The sequence below is a fragment of the Mycobacterium sp. NGS51 genome (assembly GCF_059812525.1).
On sequence record NZ_JCALCV010000007.1, the window covers coordinates 202,742 to 222,561 of the forward strand.

17 protein-coding genes are annotated in these 19,820 nt (G+C 66.9%); 7 read left to right on the top strand and 10 right to left on the bottom strand.

Translation table 11 applies throughout. From position 1 onward, the window contains the following. The first annotated feature begins 1 nt into the window (after position 1). Together AC5Y5W_RS11390 and AC5Y5W_RS11395 are read left to right on the top strand one after the other, a co-directional pair. Positions 2-775: an SDR family NAD(P)-dependent oxidoreductase gene (locus AC5Y5W_RS11390; RefSeq protein WP_500009491.1), complete on the top strand. Its 774-nt coding sequence runs from the start codon at positions 2-4 to the stop codon at positions 773-775. Next, complete coding sequence (locus AC5Y5W_RS11395) at positions 760-2,250, top strand: AMP-binding protein (protein WP_500009492.1); 1,491 nt, start codon at positions 760-762, stop codon at positions 2,248-2,250. The genes AC5Y5W_RS11390 and AC5Y5W_RS11395 overlap by 16 nt, the downstream gene beginning before the upstream one ends. Here the strand turns inward: AC5Y5W_RS11395 and AC5Y5W_RS11400 are convergent. The 4 genes from AC5Y5W_RS11400 to AC5Y5W_RS11415 all read right to left on the bottom strand — a co-directional run bounded on the left by AC5Y5W_RS11400 (position 2,235) and on the right by AC5Y5W_RS11415 (position 7,007). Beyond that, positions 2,235-2,699: an SRPBCC family protein gene (locus tag AC5Y5W_RS11400; RefSeq protein WP_500009493.1), complete on the bottom strand. Its 465-nt coding sequence runs from the start codon at positions 2,697-2,699 to the stop codon at positions 2,235-2,237. The genes AC5Y5W_RS11395 and AC5Y5W_RS11400 overlap by 16 nt on opposite strands. A gap of 6 nt (positions 2,700-2,705) precedes the next feature. Then, positions 2,706-3,539, bottom strand: coding sequence for an alpha/beta hydrolase (locus tag AC5Y5W_RS11405; RefSeq protein WP_500009573.1), 834 nt, complete (start codon positions 3,537-3,539; stop codon positions 2,706-2,708). 181 nt (positions 3,540-3,720) lie between these two features. Then, a complete protein-coding gene (locus AC5Y5W_RS11410; RefSeq protein ID WP_500009494.1) occupies positions 3,721-5,337 on the bottom strand; it encodes an AMP-binding protein in 1,617 nt (538 codons plus the stop codon). Further along, the gene (locus AC5Y5W_RS11415; protein WP_500009496.1) at positions 5,334-7,007 is read right to left on the bottom strand and encodes an AMP-binding protein; all 1,674 of its coding nucleotides are present in this window, start codon (positions 7,005-7,007) and stop codon (positions 5,334-5,336) included. The genes AC5Y5W_RS11410 and AC5Y5W_RS11415 overlap by 4 nt, the downstream gene beginning before the upstream one ends. 70 nt (positions 7,008-7,077) lie before the next feature. Between AC5Y5W_RS11415 and AC5Y5W_RS11420 the strand changes: the two genes are divergently transcribed. The 3 genes from AC5Y5W_RS11420 to AC5Y5W_RS11430 all read left to right on the top strand — a co-directional run bounded on the left by AC5Y5W_RS11420 (position 7,078) and on the right by AC5Y5W_RS11430 (position 13,586). Then, positions 7,078-7,998 carry an alpha/beta hydrolase gene (locus tag AC5Y5W_RS11420; RefSeq protein WP_500009497.1) on the top strand — a complete coding sequence of 307 codons (921 nt, stop codon included), beginning with the start codon at positions 7,078-7,080 and terminating at the stop codon, positions 7,996-7,998. Between the two features lie 8 nt (positions 7,999-8,006). Beyond that, positions 8,007-8,645 carry a class I SAM-dependent methyltransferase gene (locus AC5Y5W_RS11425; protein WP_500009498.1) on the top strand — a complete coding sequence of 213 codons (639 nt, stop codon included), beginning with the start codon at positions 8,007-8,009 and terminating at the stop codon, positions 8,643-8,645. Between the two features lie 114 nt (positions 8,646-8,759). Further along, positions 8,760-13,586: a cation-translocating P-type ATPase gene (locus AC5Y5W_RS11430; protein WP_500009499.1), complete on the top strand. Its 4,827-nt coding sequence runs from the start codon at positions 8,760-8,762 to the stop codon at positions 13,584-13,586. Here the strand turns inward: AC5Y5W_RS11430 and AC5Y5W_RS11435 are convergent. From AC5Y5W_RS11435 to AC5Y5W_RS11445, 3 genes are read right to left on the bottom strand one after another with little or no spacing between them, the layout of a single operon-like run. Next, on the bottom strand, positions 13,583-15,154 hold the full coding sequence (locus AC5Y5W_RS11435; protein ID WP_500009500.1) for an AMP-binding protein: 1,572 nt from the start codon (positions 15,152-15,154) through the stop codon (positions 13,583-13,585). The genes AC5Y5W_RS11430 and AC5Y5W_RS11435 overlap by 4 nt on opposite strands. Beyond that, positions 15,151-16,020 carry an SDR family NAD(P)-dependent oxidoreductase gene (locus AC5Y5W_RS11440; protein ID WP_500009501.1) on the bottom strand — a complete coding sequence of 290 codons (870 nt, stop codon included), beginning with the start codon at positions 16,018-16,020 and terminating at the stop codon, positions 15,151-15,153. The genes AC5Y5W_RS11435 and AC5Y5W_RS11440 overlap by 4 nt, the downstream gene beginning before the upstream one ends. Further along, positions 16,004-16,894, bottom strand: coding sequence for an alpha/beta fold hydrolase (locus AC5Y5W_RS11445; RefSeq protein ID WP_500009502.1), 891 nt, complete (start codon positions 16,892-16,894; stop codon positions 16,004-16,006). The genes AC5Y5W_RS11440 and AC5Y5W_RS11445 overlap by 17 nt, the downstream gene beginning before the upstream one ends. A 69-nt stretch (positions 16,895-16,963) precedes the next feature. Here AC5Y5W_RS11445 and AC5Y5W_RS11450 point away from each other — a divergent pair, with 69 nt between their 5' ends. Beyond that, entirely contained in the window at positions 16,964-17,707 is a 744-nt protein-coding gene (locus AC5Y5W_RS11450) for a methyltransferase domain-containing protein (protein WP_500009504.1), read from the top strand. Positions 17,708-17,712: 5 nt separating this feature from the next. Here AC5Y5W_RS11450 and AC5Y5W_RS11455 read toward each other — a convergent pair whose 3' ends face one another. Beyond that, positions 17,713-18,603, bottom strand: coding sequence for an SDR family NAD(P)-dependent oxidoreductase (locus AC5Y5W_RS11455; RefSeq protein WP_500009505.1), 891 nt, complete (start codon positions 18,601-18,603; stop codon positions 17,713-17,715). 81 nt (positions 18,604-18,684) lie between these two features. Between AC5Y5W_RS11455 and AC5Y5W_RS11460 the strand changes: the two genes are divergently transcribed. Then, positions 18,685-19,128, top strand: a complete 444-nt coding sequence (locus AC5Y5W_RS11460; protein ID WP_500009506.1) for a nuclear transport factor 2 family protein — start codon at positions 18,685-18,687, stop codon at positions 19,126-19,128. A gap of 43 nt (positions 19,129-19,171) precedes the next feature. Here AC5Y5W_RS11460 and AC5Y5W_RS11465 read toward each other — a convergent pair whose 3' ends face one another. Continuing rightward, positions 19,172-19,555 carry a type II toxin-antitoxin system VapC family toxin gene (locus tag AC5Y5W_RS11465; RefSeq protein ID WP_500009507.1) on the bottom strand — a complete coding sequence of 128 codons (384 nt, stop codon included), beginning with the start codon at positions 19,553-19,555 and terminating at the stop codon, positions 19,172-19,174. Next, positions 19,552-19,815, bottom strand: coding sequence for a ribbon-helix-helix domain-containing protein (locus AC5Y5W_RS11470; protein ID WP_500009508.1), 264 nt, complete (start codon positions 19,813-19,815; stop codon positions 19,552-19,554). The genes AC5Y5W_RS11465 and AC5Y5W_RS11470 overlap by 4 nt, the downstream gene beginning before the upstream one ends. Between the last annotated feature and the right edge of the window lie 5 nt (positions 19,816-19,820).

A 19,820-nucleotide genomic window follows, 5' to 3' on the forward strand; every position in this document is an offset into this window, starting at 1 on the left:
GATGCGGGTTGCGATCGTCACCGGGGCGACCGGCGGTATCGGATTTGGCTGCGCGACCAAACTCGCCGAGATGGGCATGGCCGTGCTGGCGACGGGACGAAACGCCGACAAGCTCGCCGAATTGGCCACCGCCGTCGGGAATCCGGACCAGATCGCCACCGTTGCAGTCGACCTCACCGAGGACACCGCGCCGCGCCGCATCGTGGATAACGCCGTCGACCGATGGGGGCGCATTGACTTTCTGGTCAACAATGCCGGCGTGGGCAGCCCCACGCCGCTGCACGAAACCGATGACGCGACATTGGACTACTTCCTGGGCGTGATGCTGCGTGCGCCGTTCCGCTTGGCCCGCGATGTCCTGCCGCATATGCAGCCCGGCTCGGCCATCATCAACATCACCTCGACGTTCGCGGTCGTCGGCGGGCTTCGCGGCGGGCCCTACTCGGCGGCCAAAGGCGGTCTGACCGCGCTGACCACCCACATCGCCTGCCAGTACGGGTCGCAGGGAATTCGTTGCAATGCGGTGGCGCCCGGGGTGATCCAGACGCCGATGACCGAACAGCGGCTGGCCGACGAGCGATTCCGCCGAATGAACCTCGAGATGACGCCACATCAGCGGCTGGGCACGGTTGACGACGTTGCCAGTGCTGTCGCGTTCTTGTGCTCGCCCGGCGGCAGTTTCATCAACGGCCAGACAATCGTGGTCGACGGCGGCTGGTCCTCCACGAAATACCTGTCGGACGTCGCACTGACCTCGCAGTGGACGGCTCGGTGAACCTGTTCGCGCTGCTGGACCAAGCCGCGCTGCACTTTCCGGATCGCGGGGCGGTCTATCACGGCGAACAGTGCTTCTGCAGCTGGCGAGAACTGCGGCAACGCGCGTTGCGGCTGGCAGGTTCGCTGCGGGCACACTGCCCATCCGGCACCAGAATTGCGATTGTCAGTGAAAACCGTCCGGAGATCGTCGAACTGCTATTCGCGATTTGGGCCGCCGAGTGCATCGCTGTCCCGATCAACTACAAGCTGCACCCGCGGGAGATGGTGCAGATTCTCGACGACGGCGGCATCTGCCAGGTTTTCGCCTCGGCAGCCATCGCAGCCGAGCTTGCTCCGAGCAGCGATGTTCCCATCGAAACGGTTGGTAGCCAAGGCTATTCGGACCGGTTAGCGGCTGCAGCCGCGACGCCGCCGAACACAGATCCATCGGCATTGGCCTGGCTGTTCTATACCAGCGGCACCACCGGCCGGGCAAAGGGCGCGATGCTCACCCACCGCAGCCTGACCGCGATGACTCTGGCCCACCTCGCCGACATCGACAGCCCCGACGAGGATTGCAGCTTGGTGCATGCAGCGCCGATGTCACACGGCTCCGGGCTTTACATCCCGGCCTACGTCCTGCGCGGGGCCCGCCAAGTAGTGCCGGCAAGCGGCGGCTTCGACCCCGACGAGTTCCTGGATCTCTGTGACCACCATCCGGGTTGCAGCGCGTTTCTCGCGCCGACCATGGTGCAGCGGCTGACTGACACGGGCCGCGCACGCCCGAGTGAGCTGCGAACGATCATCTATGGCGGTGGCCCGATGTACGTGGAGGGCATCAAGAAGGCGATGGCGGCGTTCGGGCCGATCTTCACGCAGATCTATGGCCAGGGCGAATCCCCGATGACCATCACCGGCCTACGCCGCACTGACTACGAAATGGTCGACGACGCGGTATTGGGTTCGGTCGGATATCCGCGGTCGGGCATGGAAGTCGCGGTGCTGCGCGACGACGGCACGCCCGCGGATACCGGAGAAATCGGTGAGATCGTCTGCCGCGGCGACGTCGTCATGTCCGGTTACTGGAACGACGCGGCAGCCACTCGCGACACGTTGCAGAGCGGCTGGCTGCATACCGGTGACCTGGGTTCGTTCGATGAGCGAGGCTGCCTCACGCTGCGTGACCGCTCGAAAGATGTCGTGATCAGTGGCGGCAGCAACATCTATCCGCGCGAGGTGGAGGAGGCGCTCTTGGAGCACCCCGCCGTGTCAGAGGCCTGCGTCGTCGGCGCACCGGACCCGGAGTGGGGCGAGATCGTGGTCGCCTTCGTCGTCGGCTCGGCAGACGCCGACGAACTCGATGCACATCTGTTGCAGCGCATCGCGCGCTTCAAACGCCCGAAGCGCTATGTGGTGGTGGAACAGTTGCCGAAGAACAGCTACGGCAAGGTGCTGAAGCGCGAGCTGCGGGTGGCGTTTCAGGCCATTGACTGAAAGTGGTCGCGGATGCCTGCCAGCATCGCGATGTGCGCATTGACTGCCTCCCGCGTGGTGATCGCGGCCAGTGGGCGGGGCGCCGCGATCTGGATGCGTTCGATGACGCGGGTGCCCGTAGCCGTCGACTCAAAGGACACCCGGCCCCCCAGGCGAACCCGCGGGAACTGCCGCGCTTCGGTGATCACATCGCCCCGGCGGGGAACCTGGAGCCGTGCCCAGTAACTGACACGTAGATTCAACCGCCCCAGCGGGATTCGATCGCTCACCCGGTAAACCTGTTCGTAGCCGTCGTCGGTTTCGCGATGCAGTGTCGTGCGTACCGCAACGACCAGCGGGTGCACTGTTCTGATGTTGTTCAGATCCACATAAAAGTCGCGAACTTGCTCCGGCGTCGCCGGCACCTCTTCGGTCAGCGTCCGCTCGACCTGAGTGATCCACCAGCTCACAATGGGCTAACCTACCGCGGCGACGACGTGGCCTGCGATGAAGTCGTACATCTTGGCGGTGATGTCCGCTGAGTCACCAAGGATGTTGTAGCCGTGGTCGACTCCGCCGACATCGTAGTGTTCGACCAGCGAACCGGCGGACTCGAGTTTGCGCGCATAGTGGATAGCTTCGTCCCGCAGGCGGTCCAATTCCGCGGTGACAACAACTGCGGGCGCGATACCACCGATGTTGTCGGCGTTGGTTCCCCATCCTGGTGACGCCAGCCGATCACGCCGTTGCAGCGGGTCCGGGATGTACGCGGCGTCCAAGATGTCACCCATCCACGGCTGGAAGACCGCTTTGCGGCCCGCGGGTGTGTGCTTGTGTTTGGCCCGCGTCACCAGATCCACCGGCGCGTAGTGCAGCACTTGCAGTTTGATCTGCGGACCACCGTTTTCCAGTGCGAGGCGGGCGGCTGCGGCGGCCAGATTGCCGCCGGCGCTCTGGCCACCAACGCAGAGCCGGGTGCCGTCCCAATCCCGGTCGGGCGACGCCGCCCAGGCCACCACGTCGTAGATCTGTTCGACTGCAACGGGGAAGCGGTGCTGGGGCGCCAATGCGTAATCCGGGTTGATCACAACGACTTTGGCGTGGGCAGCCAGATAGCGACACCACGGGTCGTCCTGCTCGGGATGCGCGACGGCGAATCCTCCGCCGTGGACATTGACATGTACCGGCGGCCTGGTATCGGCATCGGCATCGGCATCGGCGGATGGAAGGTAGATCGTCGCCGGGAGTGGTCCATGGCGGGTGGGAATCGTCGCGTCCCTGGTGTGTCCCGCGATGTCGTCGAACCGCAGCTTCGCGGGCGGCGTGGTGCCACCGGCCACCGCGGCGAATAGTCGTGCCATGGGGTCGGCAATAAAGGGCAGCGACAGCAACGGCATGCCAGAAGTCAACCAAGCGAGCACCGCCAAACAGAAGGCAGGGTCGTGATCGGGGCCAGATCGCAGCCCTGGCTCCTGCTTCGCGGAAGGAGGCTTACTCCGAAGCGAACAACCGCACGCTCTGCTCGCGCATGTCGACTTTGCGGACCTTGCCGGTGACGGTCATCGGAAATTCGTCGACGACGTGGACGTATCGGGGGATTTTGTAGTGGGCCAGCTTGCCGGTGGCGAAGTCGCGGACGGCTGCGGCGTCCAGCGGAGCGCGTCCCGGCTTCATCCGGATCCAAGCGCAGATCTGCTCGCCGTATTTGTCGTCGGGCACGCCGATGACTTGCGCGTCCTCGATGTCGGGATGGGTGTAGAGGAATTCCTCGATTTCGCGGGGATAGACGTTCTCACCGCCGCGGATGATCATGTCCTTCAAGCGCCCGACGATGCGGCAGTAGCCGTCGTCACGCATGACCGCGAGATCGCCCGTGTGCATCCACCCGTCGGCGTCGATCACTTCGGCTGTCTTGTCCTGCTCGCGCCAGTAGCCCAGCATGACCGAGTAGCCGCGCGTGCAGAACTCGCCGGGCTGGCCCCGGTCGACGACGTCGCCGGTGTCGGGATCGACGATTTTGATTTCGACGTGCGGATGCGCACGTCCGATCGTCGCGGTGCGCCGGTCCAGATCGTCGTCGATAAGGGTCTGACACGACACCGGCGACGTCTCGGTCATGCCGTAGGCGATGGCGACCTGGGCCATGTTCATTTCAGCCATGCAGCGCTTCATCACCTCGACCGGACACACCGACCCCGCCATGATTCCGGTGCGCAGCGACGACAAATCCGTGCCAGGGAAGGCCGGATGAGCCAGCATCGCGAGGAACATCGTCGGTACGCCGTAAACACCGGTGCAGCGCTCGCGTTCAATGGCGGTCAGCGTCGCTTCGGCGTCGAAACCGGGTGCCGGAATGACGATCGTGGCGCCGTGGGTGGTGCAGCCCAGATTGCCCATCACCATGCCGAAGCAGTGGTAGAAGGGCACCGGAACGCATAGCCGGTCGGCCGGGCCCAGGCTGAGCAATTCGGTGACGAAGAATCCGTTGTTGAGGATGTTGCGGTGCGACAATGTCGCACCCTTCGGGAAGCCGGTGGTTCCCGAGGTGTATTGGATGTTGATCGGGTCGGTGTTGCGCAACGCGCGCAGCCGCGTCCGCAGTTCATGGTCGGCGCACCGTTCGGCCCCGTCCCGCAACCTTGTCCAGTCGTCGGTGTCGAGAAACAGAACGTCTTTCAGATCGCGGCATTGCGGGCGCACCTCCTCGACCATGCCGCGATAGTCGGAGCTCTTGGACGCCGTCGTCGCGATCAGGGTGCGCACACCGGACTGATTCAACGCGTAGCGGAGTTCGTGGGTGCGGTAGGCGGGATTGACGTTGACCAGGACGGCGCCGATCTTCGCTGTGGCGTACTGCACGATGACCCACTCGGCGCAGTTGGGTGCCCAGATGCCGACGCGTTCACCCTTCTCCACGCCCAGCGCCATCAATCCCCGTGCTATCAGGTCGATCTCGGCGTTGAGTTCGGCGTAGCTCCATCGCCGGCTACCCATGACGTCCACCAGCGCCTCGGCGTCGGGCTTCGCCGCAACGGTGCGCTCGAAGTTGGCCCCGATTGTCTCCTCCAGGATCGAGCCATCGGTCGGCCCGGCGTCATAGGCTTTCATCGGATCAGATCCTCGTAGCGGTATTCGGTCGTGATCGGCCCGCCCGCCAGGGCCTCTTCGCGGCGGCGTAGCTCCACTCGCCGGATTTTGCCGGAGATGGTCTTCGGCAGTTCGAAGAACTCGATACGCCGTACCTTCAGGTAGGGGGCGACACGGTCCCGCACATACTCCATGATCACGCGGGCCGTGTCGGCGCTAGCCTCCCATTCGACGGCCAGCGAGACATAGGCTTTCGGCACGCACAACCTGGTGTCGTCGGGCTGGGGTACGACGGCGGCTTCGACGACCTCCGGATGCTCGACGAGCACGCTTTCCAATTCGAACGGCGACACCTTGTAGTCCGACGATTTGAAGACGTCATCGGTACGACCGATGTAGGTGATAGCGCCGGTGACGTCGCGGCGCGCGACGTCGCCGGTGTGATAATAGCCGCCGGCCATCGCCGCGGTATTGCGTTGCGCATCACCGAGATAGCCGGTCATCAGATTAACCGGGTGAGCGCTCAGTTCGAGGCAGATCTCGCCCTCGTCGGCGGGCTGGCCGCTGACGGGATCGACCAACTCCACCGGCACGCCGGGCAGTGGGCGTCCCATCGAACCGGCCTTGACGGGTCGGCCCGGCAGGTTGCCGATCAACAGCGTGGTCTCCGTCTGCCCGTAACCATCGCGGATCGTCAGTCCCCAAGCGCGTTGCACGTGCGCGATCACGTCGGCATTCAGCGGCTCGCCGGCGGCCACAATCTCTCGCAGTCGGTCGGGCCTGGCACCCAGATCGGCCTGAACAAGCATGCGCCACACCGTCGGTGGCGCGCAGAACGTCGTCACATTCCCGCGCCGCATCTGAGTCAGCAGCGCAGCGGCGTCGAATCGGTGATAGTTGTAGACGAAGATCGACGCCTCCGCGATCCACGGCGCGAAAAAACAGCTCCAGGCGTGCTTGGCCCAACCCGGTGATCCGATGGCCATGTGCACATCGCCAGGCCGCAGCCCGATCCACGCCATCGTCGACAGATGCCCAACCGGATAGCTGACCTGCGAATGCTGCACGAGCTTGGGTGTGCTCGTGGTGCCGGAGGTGAAGTAGACCAATAGCGGGTCGTTGACGTCGGTGCGCGCCGTATAAGGGTGCACAGCGCCCAGATCCGAGGCTTCCGCATAGCACTGCCACCCGTCGAGCCGAGGGCCCACCGCTATCCGGGTGTAGTCGCCGATGGCGGCGTCGAACTTGACGGTGTCGGCGGCGTTGGCGATCACCGCCCGCGCCGCGCCGCGGCTCACCCTGTCAGCGACATCCGCCGGTCCCAGCGCGTTGGTGGTCGGCATGATGATCGCCCCGAGCTTGGCGACGGCCAGCATCGATTCCCACAATTCGATCTGGTTGCCGAGCATCAGGATGACCCGGTCCCCCTTGCCGATGCCGAGTCCTTCCAGCCATGTCGCGACCCGGTCAGAGCGTTCGGCCAACTCGGCGAAGCTGACCAGCTGCTCGGCACCGTGCTCTTCGACGATCCGCAGCGCGGCGCGATCGTTGCCCCGCGCGATGACGTCGAACCAGTCGGTGGCCCAGTTGAAGCGACCGGTGAGCTGCGGCCACGAAAAGGCGCCGCCCGGTGGGTCCCCGGCGAGGACCTGGTCCCGCGCGATGCGATAGCGATCGGTGTTGGTCGCCACACCCGATAGCATCCACCGCTGCGGGCACGGTGTCCGCTAGATTTGTCCACATCAATACCGTTGCCTCGCAGTGAACCGAAAATCTCAGCTGCGGCTCGACGTCAGCGCAGCCGTCGGCGAACCGGCCTCGTTGGCCGCAACCTATTACTCCACCGCCACACCAAACCCAACGGTGCTGGTCTGCCTGCCCGGCGGAACATACAACCGGGGCTATTGGCATCTGGACGTGCCCGGCCATCCCGGCTACAACTTCGCCGACTACGCCGTCCAGCACGGCTGCTCGGTGATAGCGATCGACCCGCTCGGCACCGGCGACAGTACCCGGCCGGCCCGTGACATCGCCCTGGCCGATATCGCGGCGGCGTTAAACTACGCGATTTCCGGTCTACCCGAAATCACCGGCAGCACAGCGCCTCCCGTTGCTGTGGCCCATTCGTTGGGCGGCTATCTCGCGATCTTGCAGCAGGCCGCCGCCGCCAGTTACGCGGCGCTGGCCATCCTCGGCTGCACCAACCAGCACGTCGCGCCGCTGAACCTCGACCCGGAATTCATCGCGGCGGCCGGCACCGCCCAAGGGCGCGCGATGCTCATCGAGCAATTCGCCGGAATGATTCCCGAGCAGTACATGGAAACCTCACGCGATTGGCTGCAGAGCTGGTTCCACCTCGCCGACGTCCCGGCAGCCGTGCTGACCGCAGATACCTCGACGACGTTATCGGTTGCACCGCGCTGCTTTTCGGCTGCGGCGATCCCGGGTGTGACCGCCGAGGAAGCGGCGTCGGTAGCGGTGCCGGTTTTCCTCGGCTACGGCGAGGTCGACGTCTCACCGGATCCGCGGGTCGAGGCGCAGTTCTACCGTCGCAGCCCCGACATCACCACGTTCATCGTTCCTGGCAGCGCGCACTGCCACAACATGGCATCTACCCGCCTGCTGTTGTGGCAACGGCTGCTGGCCTGGATCAGCGAGGAAGCGAGTTCGGCAGCTGGGTAGGGTGAATCATGGCCACGGCTCGACGACGCGGTTTCAACGAGACCGTCACCCGGTTCTGGAGTTTCGCAGCACCCGCCTACAACCTGCCAGTGCTGCAGCAGTGGGTCTACCGGCCGGCGCAAGACGAGGTGATCGAGCAGCTGGTTGCCCACGGTTCGCGTCGGGTGGCGGACATCGCCTGCGGTACCGGCGTTCTGGCTGATCGGATCGAGCGTGAACTGCGACTCGACGAGGTCTACGGCGTCGACATGTCCGACGGGATGCTCGCCCAGGCGCGGACGCGGTCGAACCGGGTGCACTGGCTGAAAGGCCCGGCGGAGCATCTTCCGTTTGACGATGGTGCGCTCGAGGCGGTCGTGACGACCTCGGCGTTTCACTTCTTCGACCAGCCGGCGGCATTGCGCGAGTTTCACCGGGTGCTGGCGCCCGGCGGGCTGGCGGCGGTCGCGACGCTGAGCCCGCGACAGCCGCTGCTGCTGCACAGCCTGTCGGCAAACCGGTGGAATCCCTCCCACAACCCGTCGCCGCCGGAGATGCGCGGGCTGTTCGAGAACGCCGGGTTCACCGTCAGTGAGCAGCACCGGGTGCGGCGGCCGAGGTGGACCAAGATCCTCTCGGATTTGATCACCGTGGGGGTCAAGAACTGACTCCGGTGTCGTGCTGTAACGGCACATGTGCTGCTCGAGGACTAGTTGTGGAGAGTGCGGGGTAAGCGTCGTGGGTTCTCACGGGCGCGGGAGACGTGATCTAGGGGTAGCGGGATGAGGGTTCCGGGTGTGGCCACTGTGGTTGGTGGCATGACCGATGGAGCAGGCCGGATGCTGCGGGCGGGAATGCAGGGTGCGGCGATGACGGCGGGTGCGGTCCAGATGCTCACCAGCCCGGTCGTGCGGTCTGTGGAGCAATCAACGAGCCGCCTGCTCGGGACGAACGGGTCCGGTAATGACTCGCAGACCAACCCGTCGGTGGCGTGGCACACCGGGCGGCGGCTACATCTCGACCTGGATCCGTTACTCCCGTTCACCCGCTGGCATGAACACGCCGCCGCAGTCGAGCAGGCCGTGCGCACAATCCCGGGTGTCGCTGCTGCCCATGTCGAGGGCGCCTTGGGGCGATTGGTCGTCGAACACGAGACATACGCAGACAGTGACCGCATCTGGGAAGCGGTGCGCGAGGCCCTCGCAACGTCCGTAGACGGCTCCGCGGCCGGTCCGCGGTCACCGCGCACCGCGCCGTTCGCCGATCCGGGTGACCCGCTGGCATTGCTGCTCCCGTTGACCGCCGCAGCGATGGATGTGGTGGCGCTCGGGGCGGCGGTGGCCGGGTGGTTGGGCCGCCTGCCCGCCGCCCCGCGAACGGCCCAGGCCGCGGCGGCCGTCATCAACCACCAACCCCGGTTGGTTTCCCTGCTGGAGTCGCGGCTGGGACGGGTGGGCACCGATATCGCGCTCAGCGCCTCGACCGCAGTGGCGCACGGGCTGAGCCAGTCGGTGGGCACACCCCTGCTCGATTTGGCGCAACGCGGGTTGCAGATCTCCGAGGCGGCGGCGCATCGCCGCACGTGGCGCGAGCGCGAGCCCGAGCTCGCCTCACCCGATCGGCCCCAGGCTCCGGTGGTTCCGGTCATGTCGTCGGCCGGATCCGGCGCACACGTCCCGCGGCACAATTGGGCGGCCGCGGCGGCGGGCGAGGCGTCACACGTCGTCGTCGATGCCGCCATCGACGCCGCGATCGACACCGCGAAGGGGGCCATGGGCGGGCCGGTCGAGGAATACGCCGATCAGGCGGCGAATGCCTCGCTGGTCGCCGCCGCCGGTGCCTTGTTGGCCGGCGGACGCGCCGAAGAGGTCGCCGACGCGATCCTGGCCGCCATTCCCAAAGCGGCGCATTTCGGCCGCCAGACTTTTGCCGCGATCCTGGGCCGCGGGCTGGCCAATGCCGGCCAACTGGTTCCCGACCCAGGTGCCCTGCGGCGGCTGGACCGGGTCAAGGTGATCCTCATCGACGGCGCGGCGCTGCGCGGTGACGCCCGCGCTGTATTGCGGGCGGAGGGCCATGCCGCCGGCTGGGATGACGACCGGGTCTATGAGGTGGCCGACGCGCTGCTGCACGGCGAGCGGGCTCCCGATCCCGACCCCGACGAATTGCCGGCCACCGGGGCGCGGCTGCGATGGCTTCCGGCCAGGGGGCCGTCGGCGGCACCGGCGGAGGGCTTCGAAAGTGCCGATCTTGTAGTGGACGGCGAGCAGGTGGGCAGCGTCGACGTGGCATGGGAGGTCGATCCCTACGCGATCCCGCTGCTGCAAACCGCGCAGCGGACGGGCACCCGGGTAGTGCTTCGGCATGTAGCCGGCACCGAGGACCTGGCCGCCAGCGTGGGTACCGCCCACCCATGCGGGACTCCGCTGCTGCCACTGGTACGTGAGCTGCGCGCCGACCGGGGACCGGTGTTGCTGGTCACCGCGCTGCACCGCGACTTCGCGTCGACCGACACGTTGGCGGCGTTGGCGATCGCCGATGTCGGGGTGGCTCTCGACGATCCCGCCGCGGCCACGCCGTGGACCGCCGACATCATCACCGGTACCGATCTGGCCGCGGTTGTCCGGATCTTGTCGGCCGTTCCCGCGGCGCGGCGGGCCAGCGAATCGGCGGTGCGACTCGCCAAGGGCGGCAGCACCCTGGCCGGGCTGCTGGTGGTCACCGGCGACCCGCGCGGCGGCAGCCCGCTTGCGGTACGGCGGTGGCTCAATCCGGTCAACGCTGCCGCTGCCACCGCGCTGATGTCCGGGGCCCTGGCGGCCGGCAATGTGCTGCGACTGCCCGATCCCACCCCGCAGCCGTTGACCGCCTGGCATGCACTGGACCCCGAGATCGTGTATTCGCGGCTGGCCAGTCGGTCGCGGCCGTTGACCGCCGAACCGGGCGCGCCGCCGTGGCGACGCGTTCTCGACGATCTGTCCTATCACCCGCTTCTCGCGCCGCTGCGCCAGCCGGCCCGTGGCCTGGGACGGTTGCTGGCCGCGACGCGCAGCGAGCTGTCCGATCCGCTGACACCGATCTTGGCGGTGGGAGCCGCAGCGTCGGCGATCGTGGGCAGCAACGTCGACGCCCTGCTGGTCGCGGGGGTGATGACGGTCAACGCGCTCGTCGGCGGCGTGCAACGGTTGCGCGCCGAGGACGCGGCCGCCGAGTTGTTCGCCGAGCAGGACCAGTTCGCGCGTCGCGTCGTCGTCCCGGTGGTGGCGACGTCGCGGCGCCGGTTGGAGGCCGCGCGCCACGCCGACCGGACCGTCACCGTGCCCGCAAGTTCGCTACGGCCCGGCGACATCATCGACCTGGCCGCTCCGGACGTCGTGCCGGCGGATGCGCGTCTGCTGGAGGCCGAGGACCTCGAGGTCGACGAGTCGTTGCTCACCGGTGAATCGCTGCCGGTCGACAAGCAGGTGGAACCCGTCGCCGCGGCCGAGCAGGACCGGGCCAGCATGCTGTTCGAGGGCAGCACGATTGTGGCCGGACATGCCCGCGCAATCGTCGTGGCCACCGGTGTCGCCACTGCCGCGCATCGCGCTCTCGCGGCGGTCGCCGACGTCGAATCCGCGGCCGGGGTGCAGGCACGGCTGCGGGAGCTGACCAACAAGGTGCTGCCGCTGACGCTGGCCGGTGGAGCCGCGGTGACCGGGCTGGCGTTGTTGCGCCGGGCATCGCTGCGCCAAGCCGTCGCCGACGGCATCGCGATCGCCGTGGCCGCTGTCCCGGAAGGTCTGCCGTTGGTGGCCACGCTCGCCCAACTCGCGGCGGCGCGCCGGCTGTCGGCGCGCGGAGTGCTGGTCCGAGCCCCGCGCACCATCGAAGCGCTGGGCCGCGTCGAGACGGTCTGCTTCGACAAGACCGGCACGCTCACCGAGAACCATCTGCACGTAGTCCGCGCCGTACCGGCCGCCACTGACCCGCAGGGCCCATTCCCGGACGCCGCCGACCCGCTGGCTGCCGGCGTGATCCGGGCCGCCGCGCGGGCCTGCCCGACGCCCCAGAACGGGCAAGGTCACGCCCATGCCACCGACGAAGCGGTGCTATCCGCGGCGAATTCGCTTCCAGAGCAGGCGAATTCCGAATGGATCACGATCGCGGAGGTGCCGTTCGAATCCAGCCGCGGCTACGCTGCCGCGATCGGCACCATGAACGGGGATGCGCCGACACTCGTGCTCAAGGGAGCACCCGAGCAGATCCTGCCGCGTTGCCGCTTCGACGACCCTGACAATGATCGCCGCCATGCCGAGTCGCTGGTGCACAACCTTGCCGAGCAAGGCCTGCGGGTGCTGGCGGTAGCGCGACGGCACTGGGACGCCGACGCGATCGACGACGCCGATACCGACGCCGACGACGTCGATGCCGCCGCACGCGACTTGGAGTTGATCGGCTATGTCGGCCTGGCCGATACCGCACGACCGTCGGCCCAACCACTGATCGAAGCTCTGCAGGAGGTCGGGCGCAAAGTCGTGCTGATCACCGGCGACCATCCGGTCACCGCACGTGCAATTGCCCGCCAGCTTGGTCTGCCAGAGGACGTGCGGGTGGTCACCGGCGCCGAACTGGCCGCTCTCGACGAGGATGCCCGCGCTGAATTCGCCGCGGATGTCCAGGTTTTCGCCCGGGTCAGCCCCGAACAGAAAGTGCAAGTCGTCACCGCACTACAGCGCGGCGGGCAGGTGACCGCGATGGTCGGCGACGGCGCCAACGACGCTGCGGCGATTCGCGTCGCCGACGTCGGCATCGGGGTCAGCGGACGCGGATCGTCGGCCGCCCGCGGCGCCGCCGACATCGTCTTGACCGAAGACGACCTGGGTGTGCTGCTCGACGCGTTGGTCGAGGGCCGCGGTATGTGGGGCGCGGTGCGCGATGCGCTCACCATCCTGGTTGGCGGCAATGTGGGGGAAGTGGTCTTCACGATCATCGGGACCGCGTTGGGCACCGGGCGTGCGCCGGTCGGGACCCGCCAGCTGCTACTGGTGAATCTGCTCACCGACATGTTCCCCGCCCTTGCGGTGGCTGTCACCCCGCAGTACCCGCAGCCCGAGGAAACCGTCGATCAAAGCGACCAGGACCTGGACGCTACGCGGCGCGCGTACCAGCGCGCGATACTCACCGAGCCGACACCATCGCTCGACGTGCCGCTGATGCGGCAGATCCTGACCCGCGGCGGCGTGACCGCCGCCGGTGCCACCGCGGCGTGGGCGATCGGACGCTGGACACCCGGCACTCAACGACGCACCGCCACAATGGGTTTGACTGCCCTGGTGAGCACACAGTTGGCGCAGACGCTGCTGGCGCGCCGGCACAGCCCGCTGGTGGTGGCGACGGCGCTGGGCAGCGCGGCCGTGCTGGTCGCCGTGGTCCAAACCCCCGGCGTCAGCCACTTCTTCGGCTGCACGCCATTGGGGCCGGTGGCGTGGACGGGCGTGGCCGGTGCCACCGCGGCGGCCACCGCTGTCTCGGTGGTGGCCCCCAATTGGCTGATCAAGACCACCGATGACGAACTGGCGGTTGACGACGACGAGGCGTCCCCGCCGCCGCTGCGCGTCGTCGACTAGACCTGCGGCAGTTCGTTTCGCAGCACCTTGCCGGCCGGATTACGCGGAATGGCGCCGACGACGCGAATGTCCCTCGGCTGCTCGAAACGAGAGACCTTGTCTTTCAGATACTCCCGCACCTCTGGCTCGTCGATGGCACTGTCGTCGCGCGGCACCACGAATGCGGCCAGCCGCTGACCGAACTGTTCGTCCGGCACGCCGACAACCGCGATGTCGGCGATGCCGGGGTGTTCGGCAAGCGCGTTTTCCACCGCGCGGGGATAGACGTTCTCTCCTCCCGACACGATCATGTCGTCTTGCCGGCCAACGATGAACAGCCGCCCCGACTCATCGAAATAACCCATGTCGCCGGTGCTCGTCATGCCGTCCAGCACGGCTTTGCTCGCCCCGCCGGTGTAGCCCTCGAAGGTCAGCTCGCCGCCGACGTAGACCCGCCCGATGACCTGTGGACCGACGGGCTTGTCGTCGTCGTCGAAGATGCGGACCGGGCAGCCGATGGACGGCCTGCCCACCGTCTCGGGGTTGTCCCGTAAATCGGCCGGTGTTGCCAGTGCACCGATGCCGACCTCGGTGGACCCGTAACCGTTGTAAAGCACGTCGCCATACTCCTTGCTGAACCGGCGCACCAGCCCCGGTTCGAGCCGCGCTCCGCTGGACACCACCACTCGCAGCGACGGCAGCGGATTTCGCGCCCGCACGGCTCGCGGCAGCTCCAGAATGCGCGCCAGCATGATCGGCACGACGGTAAACGCATCTGCGCGATACAACGACGCCTGCGCCAACATTGCCTCGGCATCGAAGCGTCGGTGGGTGAGGATCGTGCCGCCGAGGGCCACAGTCAGTATCACCATGCCGAAACCCAGCCCGTGAAACATGGGTACGGCCACCGCCATTCGCGAGCCAGTGTGCAGCCCGGTGCGATCGAGAATCGTCACGCCTACGCCCAGCACCCCTGGATTGATCCGCGGGGCCCGGGGCACACCTTTGGGTTTGCCGGTCGTGCCGGAGGTCAGCAATACGATCTGGCCGGCCCGCGCCACTGGGGGCCGCGAACCAGACCCGTGAGCTTGAATCGCCGTCGGGTCGACCGCCGTGATCGACTCACCGGTAGCGCGCAGTTGTTCGATGAATTCGGCGTCACAGACCATGGTTTGGATGTCGTGTGCACTCAGCGCGGCGGCAAGCGCCGCACTGCGGAATTCGGTGTTGACGAGCACCACGTCGGCGCCGACCAGCGCGACCGCGAACACCGACTGGACGAATCGGCGGCCATTGCGGCACAAAACCCCGACTGCCTCACCGGGCTGCACACCCCGGCGATACAGCTCGGCGGCCAACGCCTCGACGCTGGAACGCATTTCGCGATAACTGACCGGGCCGTCGTCATCGATCACCACGGTCCGGTTCGGCCACCGCGCTGCCGTGACCGCCAGCAGCGTGAAGGGGTTCGTGCCGCCTCGCCGCGCCTCGTTGAGCAACCGGGCCGCGGCGACCGGTCCGGGCGGGATCAGCAACCGAGAACGCAGCAACGCGCGACCGGCGCCCGCGACCAGACCTAGCGCCGTCATGGCCGGCTATGCCCCGAGTCGACCACATAGCGAGACCACAGCCGCGCGGCCCGATCGATCGGCCCGGCCAACGCCACCGACGCCAATTCGGCGGGCCCGGTCCAGGCCGGCGCGATCGTGCGGGGCCGTTGGATCACGGCTTTTGCGATCACGTCGGCGGCCTGGTCGGGGTGCAGCCCCGGAAGCCTGCGCAAAATCGGTGTCGGCTCGATCATCCTGGTACGAACCAACCCGAAGTAGACGGAGGTCACCTCCACGCCGTCCGCGTGCAATTCCGGTGCGACGCTGCGCAACCAGAGGTCGAACGCTCCTTTGGACGCCTGGTAGGCGCCCCACTGCGGCCCGGGCGGGACGCGGACGCCGACGCTGGACACGTTGACGATATGCCCGCCGCCGGCTTCACGCATCGCCGGAAGCACCGCCAACAGAAGCAGAATCGGGCCGAGGTAGTTGATTGCGATGGTGCGCTGGAAATCATGCGGTCGGTCGTACTGGTGGTGCAGCGAGCGGCGCAGCGATTTACCGGCATTGCTCACCACGATGTCCAGCGCACCATGTTCGTCGGCGATCTGTTTCCCGAGCCTGCCGATGGCCGCCTCGTCGGTCAGATCGGTCGGGTAGGCGCATGCTCGTCCACCGCCGGCGGTGATCGACGCGACGAGGCCGCTCAGCCGTTCCGCCGAGCGGGCAACCACCAGCACGGTCGCTTGGGCGGCGGCTAGCCGCCGGGCGGTGGCCTCGCCCACGCCGTAGGACGCCCCGGTCACCAGGACGGTCTTCCCCGATACGGCGCTGCGCAACCTGTCGAGATCCGTAATGCGCGTCGGGTTGGCCAGCCGATCGATGGCCTTAGCCGCCACGTTCATCGGTCCTCCGCTCGATGAACCGATGCACCCCGACCGCGATCTCTTCCGGGCAGTCTTCCTGCAGAAAGTGCTTGGCGGGCAACAATGTCACGCTCTGGGCGCCGGTTGCCAGCTGGGCCTGTACACCATGTTGGCGCCAACTGAGCATGCGGTCCCGCACGCCCCAGATGATCTGGACTGGATACCCGACATTGCGCACGGCGCTCAGGTAGCGGCGCTGGGCTTCTGGGGTCAGTTCGAAGCCCCGCATGATCTTCAGAAACGCCTGGCCGCCGTCGTCGCCGAGCAATAGCGGCTTCCAGCAGGCGATTTCGCTGATCGGTACATGCCGACTGACCCCGACCAACCGCATGATCGACTCGAAGGCGCCCGGTATCCGCATCGATTGCAGCCAGGCTTCGCCGAGACCGCGGTGCGCGAACGGCTCCATCGGCCACGGTCGGTGAAAGGTCTCCACGGCGATGATGGTGTTGAGCAACGTCATCGACAGCACCCGGTTCGATGCCGCGTGCGCCACTTCGAAGCCGACAGGTCCGCCGATGTCGTGGAGCACCAAATGGAAGCGGTCCAACTCGAGCGCGTTGATCGCCGACAGCAGCCACCGGCCAAGTCCGCTCCAGCTGTAGTCGAAATCGTCCGGCCGGTCGGCCAGACCGAGCCCGGGCAGGTCGACGGCGACGCCGCGCAACCCCTGCCGCGCCAGCGCGGGTATCACCTTGCGATACAGATACGCCGACGCGGGCACTCCGTGCACGCACACCACGGGCGGCGCATCCCCGGGACCGTCGTCGAGCACGAACGACGAGATTCCATCCGCGGCGAAGACGCGTCCGGAGGTCCGGTACTCGTCGAGCAGCCGAGACACCGCGGTCATGTTGTGAGTCTGGCAGAGGCCGGCCCCGCGCGTAGGCTGCGAACGAGTTTCTTTTTCGAAGGATTGCCGATGGCCGATTCCAATAACGCCTTGTCGCCGGCATTGCGCCGGGCGCTGGAGTTGCTGATCGATCCCCCAGCCGAACCCGACGTCGGCAACGGTTATCTCGATCTGCTCGGCAACCAACCGGCGGCAGCGGTCGCACCGAAGAACACCGGTGTGATCCAGGCGGTGTGGGCGTCACGGATCGGGTCAATGCTCTATGACAACGCTCAGGCGGTGGCACGTCGGCTGCTCACAGCCTGGCAGCACCCGGTCGAGTGGTTGAACATTCCGCCCGGCGGGACTGCTCTGGACGTCGGTAGCGGCCCGGGCAATGTCACCGCCTCGCTGGCCCGGGCCGCCGGCCCCGGTGGACTGGCGCTGGGGATCGATGTGTCCGAGCCGATGCTGACGCGCGCGGTGCGCGCCGAATCCGGCCCACAAGTCGGGTTTCTGCGAGCCGACGCACAGCGACTGCCACTGCGCGACGACACGGTGGACGCGGTGGTTTCGATGGCCGTCCTGCAGTTGATACCGGACCCGGCGGCGGCCTTGGCGGAGATGGGCCGCGTGCTGCGGCCCGGCGGGCGACTCGCGGTGATGGTCCCTACCGCCGGGCGGGCCGGCCGGCTGTTGCGGATGCTGCCCACTGCCGGGGCCCACGGCTTCGACGACGACGAGCTCGGCGACCTCCTGGAAGACCGCGGGTTCGTCAGTGTGCGGACCAAGAACCTCGGCACCATCCAGTGGGTGCGCGCGAAGCTCGGCTAGCTTGGTCAGACCGGTAGCTTGGTGCCGGTCTCCTGCTCGGCGAATTCGAAGACCCGGGCGGCCGCCTTGTAATCACACGCCACGGCCGAGCGGCCGATCAGCACCGGGCCACCACGCAGTCCGAATCTGCCGTCGACACCGACGTAGCTTCCGGGTGGGATCGGTTCGCTGATGCAATACAGCGTGGGCGCCGCGCCCGCGTCGATATCGTTGCCGAACACGCCGGCGACCGCCTTGACGGCGCGATCCGCCAGTGCCAGCAGCGGTTTGTCAGAGACCTGCGACAGGTTTGACGACACCCAGCCGGGATGGGTCAGTTGGGTGACAATCGGTGAATCGGCCGCGCGCAGTTTGCGATCCAGTTCCAAGCCCCACAGCATGACCGCGAGTTTGGATCGGGCGTAGGCGCCCATCACCGTCCACTTGTGGTGTCGCAAATGCATGTCCCCGACCCGCAGTTGGGCGCCCCGATGAGCATCCGAGCCCACGTTGATGATCTGTGACCGCAGTCGATCGAACAGCAAATTGGTCAATGCGAAGGGACCCAGAAAGTTTGTGCCGATGGTCATTTCGAAGCCGTCGGCGGTTTCGGCCCGGTGGTCGGTCAGCGCTCCGGCGTTGTTGATGAGCACGTCGATGTCGCCGTCGAGCAGTGTGGGGAATGCCCGTACCGAGGACAGGTCGGCCAGATCGAGCTTGAGCACGGTCGTCGAGCCGCCGATCTCCGCGGCGCGTTGTGCGCCCAACTCGGTGTTGCGCACCGCCATGATCACGTGCGCGCCCGCGTTGGCGAGGGCCCGGGCGGTACCCAGGCCGACGCCGCTAGTTGCGCCCGTCACGATGATCCGCTTGCCGGTCAGATCTCCAAGTCGCGTCGGCGACCACTGCGCAGCCACGTGTCGAGAGTAGCTGCGTCGCTTCGAGCCACTGACGCGGGATTGACAGAGCGTTCTGTCGCTGGTTAGTTACGTCGGGACATGACCGACAGCGCCCGTCTTATCGAGAACCTGATTTATACCTATGCCGAGCGGATTGACGCGGGCGATCTGGACGGGGTGGCGGCGTTGTTCGCCCACGGGCGGGTCTGCGGTATCGAGAACGGTCCGCCGGAGAGCGTGTTCACCGGCGCCGCCGAGGTGCGGAAGATGTACGAGATGGCTGTCCGCATTCATGACGACGGCACCCCTAAGACGAAGCACATCACCAGCAATGTGCAGATCCTCGTCGACGAGGCCGCCGGCGTCGCGGAGAGCCGCTCCTACTACAGCGTCACCCAGGCCACCGCGACTTTGCCGTTGCAGGTGATCGTCACCGGCCACTACCACGACACCTTTCACCGGCTCGACGGAGTGTGGTGGTTCGACACCCGGATCATGTTCATCGATCAGGTCGGCGACACTAGCCAGCACCTGAAGTTCTGACTGGCCGTTACGGTTTCGCGCTCGGCCAGCCCTCCAATGGGCGTCAATGCAATGCGAATGGCGGGCGAAGGTCGTCGAACATCGGGAAGTGTCGCACGTTGAGAGTCGCCAACTCCATGCCCTTGACGTCTGCCGTCGCGGCAATCAAGTAATCGCCCAGCCCGATTGCGCTGTGGCTGCGGCGGTAACGACGCATCATCTCCCCTGCGCGCCGTGCCACGATTTCATTTGCTGGCTCGACGTGGAACGCCGAGAACAGCCGCCACACCTCACGCCGCTCACCCGATCGCATGCCACCGATGATTTCGGCGATCGACACCACACTGATAGCCACCGGGCCGCGCCGCCGCGTATCGGTTAGCCAAGTCCGCGCCGCCGAAACTCCTCGCAGGTGCGCGATCAAGACATCGGAATCAACGAGTATCACCGTGCGCGACGCCCAATTCGCGCGAGGTGCTGCTCGCGGTCGCTGGGCCGGCGAGGGAGATAGTCAAGGTCGGGCATAGCGCCGAATGAATCTTCGATTGCGGCGAGATCCGCATCCGCGGTGCCGCCCTCATGAGCGCCGGCAAGGGTGCGGTCGATCAGTCGACGGATCAGCTCGGCGCGTGAGATCCCTTCCTGCTCCGCCAACTGGTCAAGGCTTGCGGTTTGCTCCTCGTCGAGATAGATGTTGGTGCGTCGCATACATC

Coding starts and splice junctions, on each gene's coding strand:
- AC5Y5W_RS11470 (WP_500009508.1), bottom strand. CDS start 19,815: ATGCGACGCACCAACATCTATCTCGACGAGGAGCAAACCGCAAGCCTT.
- AC5Y5W_RS11450 (WP_500009504.1), top strand. CDS start 16,964: ATGGCCGATTCCAATAACGCCTTGTCGCCGGCATTGCGCCGGGCGCTG.
- AC5Y5W_RS11425 (WP_500009498.1), top strand. CDS start 8,007: ATGGCCACGGCTCGACGACGCGGTTTCAACGAGACCGTCACCCGGTTC.
- AC5Y5W_RS11440 (WP_500009501.1), bottom strand. CDS start 16,020: ATGAACGTGGCGGCTAAGGCCATCGATCGGCTGGCCAACCCGACGCGC.
- AC5Y5W_RS11390 (WP_500009491.1), top strand. CDS start 2: ATGCGGGTTGCGATCGTCACCGGGGCGACCGGCGGTATCGGATTTGGC.
- AC5Y5W_RS11435 (WP_500009500.1), bottom strand. CDS start 15,154: ATGACGGCGCTAGGTCTGGTCGCGGGCGCCGGTCGCGCGTTGCTGCGT.
- AC5Y5W_RS11445 (WP_500009502.1), bottom strand. CDS start 16,894: ATGACCGCGGTGTCTCGGCTGCTCGACGAGTACCGGACCTCCGGACGC.
- AC5Y5W_RS11410 (WP_500009494.1), bottom strand. CDS start 5,337: ATGAAAGCCTATGACGCCGGGCCGACCGATGGCTCGATCCTGGAGGAG.
- AC5Y5W_RS11430 (WP_500009499.1), top strand. CDS start 8,760: ATGAGGGTTCCGGGTGTGGCCACTGTGGTTGGTGGCATGACCGATGGA.
- AC5Y5W_RS11460 (WP_500009506.1), top strand. CDS start 18,685: ATGACCGACAGCGCCCGTCTTATCGAGAACCTGATTTATACCTATGCC.